At 34.8% G+C, this 3305-nt stretch carries 2 protein-coding genes and 1 pseudogene; all 3 read left to right on the forward strand.

What is annotated here, in order from left to right; translation table 11 throughout:
* Window positions 1–144 precede the first annotated feature (144 nt).
* A pseudogene (locus M9196_RS23045) lies at window positions 145–386 on the forward strand (integrase); the annotation flags it as partial.
* Window positions 387–542: 156 nt separating this feature from the next.
* The gene (locus M9196_RS23050) at window positions 543–2090 is read left to right on the forward strand and encodes an AAA family ATPase (protein ID WP_250619845.1); all 1548 of its coding nucleotides are present in this window, start codon (window positions 543–545) and stop codon (window positions 2088–2090) included.
* A gap of 2 nt (window positions 2091–2092) precedes the next feature.
* Window positions 2093–3142, forward strand: a complete 1050-nt coding sequence (locus M9196_RS23055; RefSeq protein ID WP_250619846.1) for a hypothetical protein — start codon at window positions 2093–2095, stop codon at window positions 3140–3142.
* Window positions 3143–3305 lie beyond the last annotated feature (163 nt).

A 3305-nucleotide genomic window follows, 5' to 3' on the forward strand; every position in this document is an offset into this window, starting at 1 on the left:
CTATTAAGTGCCATATGATTCCGTCGTTCTTTCGTGCCATTCAAACTCACCTTATAAGCCTTTAAGTGCATTAAATCACAGGTTATAAGTACTTGGAATGGTTGAGGTATTGATAATTGTAGTGGCACTAAATATGCCTCTTAGATGAAAAAACACGAAAGAGCTTGTATCTAAATGAGCATATACAAAGCATATGGCTTGCGGTATGCGTATGTGCATTTACGATATTTTGAATTGACGGGCTCTAATGCTCTTGCTGCGGGTGGGCCATCAACCAAAAGATTAAGAGTAGCGGACAAAAAGCGTGAATTTGAGGCAAGAATGGTCATTACTGAAGAACTAGGGCATGGGAGGGAAGAGTTACTGCTATTTATTTGGGGCAATAGTGATCAAAACTAACAGTTTTTTTTGTCTTTGAGCTCGTTGACGTACTCCTGAAGTTGCTAGCAAGTTATATGTGATGAACAACATATTCAACTAGTTGATTCTTAAGGGGGTATATTCTATGATGAGTTAACTTATTAAAAGATAGATTTTTTATTGTGGATTCTATAAAAGTGCGTGGATTAAGATCACTAGTTGATACAGGCTATGTTGATATTAAGCCCATTAACGTATTATTAGGTACAAATAGTTCAGGGAAAAGTACATTTTTGAGGGTCTTTCCTCTACTGCGCCAAAGTGCGGAGAGGAAGACTCGTGGGCCAATTCTCTGGAATGGTGAGTATACAGACTTCGAATCATTTAAAACATCTAAGTATCAAGGTAGTAAAGAAGAACATTGCTTAGATATAATTAGTTTCTCATTTGACTTTAGATATGACCAAGAGCGTGCCTCGTTATATAGGAATACCCCAATCATTGATTTGAAAACTACCATCTGTTTAGAAGGAGTGGGAGATTCGTGCTATACAAATAAACTTTCAATTGATATTTATGGTCACGAGATAAATTTTGAGTTTGAATCCAATGGAATAATTAAAAGTATTTATTCCAATAGAATTACTTGGCAACTAGAAAAAAATAAAATTAAATATCAGCTTAGTAATACGAATACAATAATCCCTATATTAGGTAGTCCTGAATTCCATTACTCATATTATAGTAGAGATATAAGTAAAGATAGAAAGACCATTATGGGTAATGTTTTCAATCAGATAAGTGATCTTATAAGAAAACACACCGGTAGCCAAAGTAAGAATCGGGTATATGAAATTACATCTAGCTTGGTTAGGTTTATTATGTCTGATGAAGATAAACTTAAAATACTCAAGTCTATTCGTTCGACAAATAAATGGAAATCTCTTGTTGAAAGCTGGAATATTGATACGACAGAGTTTGTTTTTTTAGCTGCATTGGCCGATTTGTATACTGTTACTAATAATAGTATGGATATAAACTCTCATATTTCAGAAACATTTAGAAATGTAAGGTATATAGCGCCTCTTCGAGCTTCTACAGAGAGATATTATAGGTATCAAGACCTTAGTATTGATGAGATTGATCATCGAGGCGAAAATATAGGTATGTTTCTCACTAATATACCTAAGAAATGGCGAGAGAAATTAGATGATTGGACAAGGGAACACTTTAACTTTGTAATTGATGAAAACACATCATCTAGTCACATTGCTATAAACCTTAGGTATGATGACTACTCAACGAACATTACAGATATGGGCTTCGGATTTTCTCAGATACTACCTATTATAGTGCAGCTTTGGTCTGTGTCTTCTGGCTATGAAAAAAGCTTAAAAGGTAGAGGGGGGAAGCAATATATATTTGCGATTGAGCAGCCAGAATTACATTTACATCCAAAGATGCAAGCTAATTTAGCTGAAGTATTTTCTAGTGTGATAAAACTGGCTAGTGAAAATTCGATAGATGTAAGACTGATAATTGAAACGCACAGTTCATCGATGATTTCAAAGTTTGGTGATTCAGTCGCATTAGGTGAGACTGATGCTGAAGATATAAACATAATCATGTTTGAACAAGACAGAAAACAACGAAAGACCGATATTTCCTACTCGCATTTCAATGAGAGTGGAGAACTCGAAAATTGGCCTGATGGATTTTTTACGTACTAAGAATGATTGTTGAACTTTGTGAGTCAGTATACAGATCGATTGAAGATGGTAGCAGTGATGCAACCACATTTTTAGATGATTTGCTATTGGCAAGAAGAAATGGATTTATATCTTTATTATTAAGTAAGAAGGATATACTTAAATTAATTGGAACGTTAGACTTGAATGGAAGACAACGTTCGATATTGAATTTTGATAAGGAGAATTCAACTTTTATTAACCCTAAGCTTAAGAGTTTTGGTAATACTATCAAGTGTTATGATTCAAGATATACTGGATCTGGAGATTATGATATTTTCGATTATCAAAACAAGGTCCAAGATAATGATTACCTACCTATTACAAAAGCCTCGGTTGTATTTGAGAATAAAGATGATGATCTTGTATATAGGAAGATAATTGATTGGTACTTTTGTGAAAAAAATATTTCCACTGATTTACAAGTCTCTTATGAAGCTATTCACGGCGGAGGTGATACGACTTCAACTGTTTCAGAGAAGTGTATCAACACTAGGGTTGGGGTATATGGTATATGTGATAGCGATAAAGTTTCTCCTCATGATATGGTTGGCGGCACTGCGAGAAAAACAAAAAAGGTGTTTGATGATAATGGGTTACCCTCTAGTTTTTTGTGTATAGAGGCGCATGAAGTGGAAAACTTAGTACCGTTTGCTATGCACGAGAAAACAGCTATTAAAACACAAATGCCAGCGATTGATTTTATAAAGTACTCTAGGTCTAAATGTAGTGAATCCTACTTATATTATGATTTTAAAGACAGTATCAAGAAAGAGCTAATTATCTCAGAATCTAAATGTGGTAAGTATTGGAAAGATATTATTGAGGGGAGCATATATGAAGGCTCCTTAGAAAAAATAGAAGTGAACCATAAAATTGTTTGTAAATTATCGAGCCTAGTTCATCACTCTATCAAAGCTTTTAACAAAGAGGTCGATATTGAGCCTGGATGTCAGTCCTTATATAAGCAATGGTGTGCTATAGGTGAGTTTCTAACTCCACGCGTGGTTGCCTCTAAGCCCTACAAGATGTAGCTCTAGAGTCTAGGGTATCTTAATGCACTCTACTAGGAATCTGGATTCTCTTCTAATTTGACATAAGTCACTTAGTTCAATATCAGCAAATCACAGGTTAACGAATACTAGTTAGCCGTTCAGTCAGTTCACTCGCAAAGAAAACAGTCTTTACTTAATGGCT

Origin of the sequence: Vibrio methylphosphonaticus, from assembly GCF_023634655.1 — a bacterium.
Classification (GTDB): Bacteria; Pseudomonadota; Gammaproteobacteria; order Enterobacterales; family Vibrionaceae; genus Vibrio; species Vibrio methylphosphonaticus.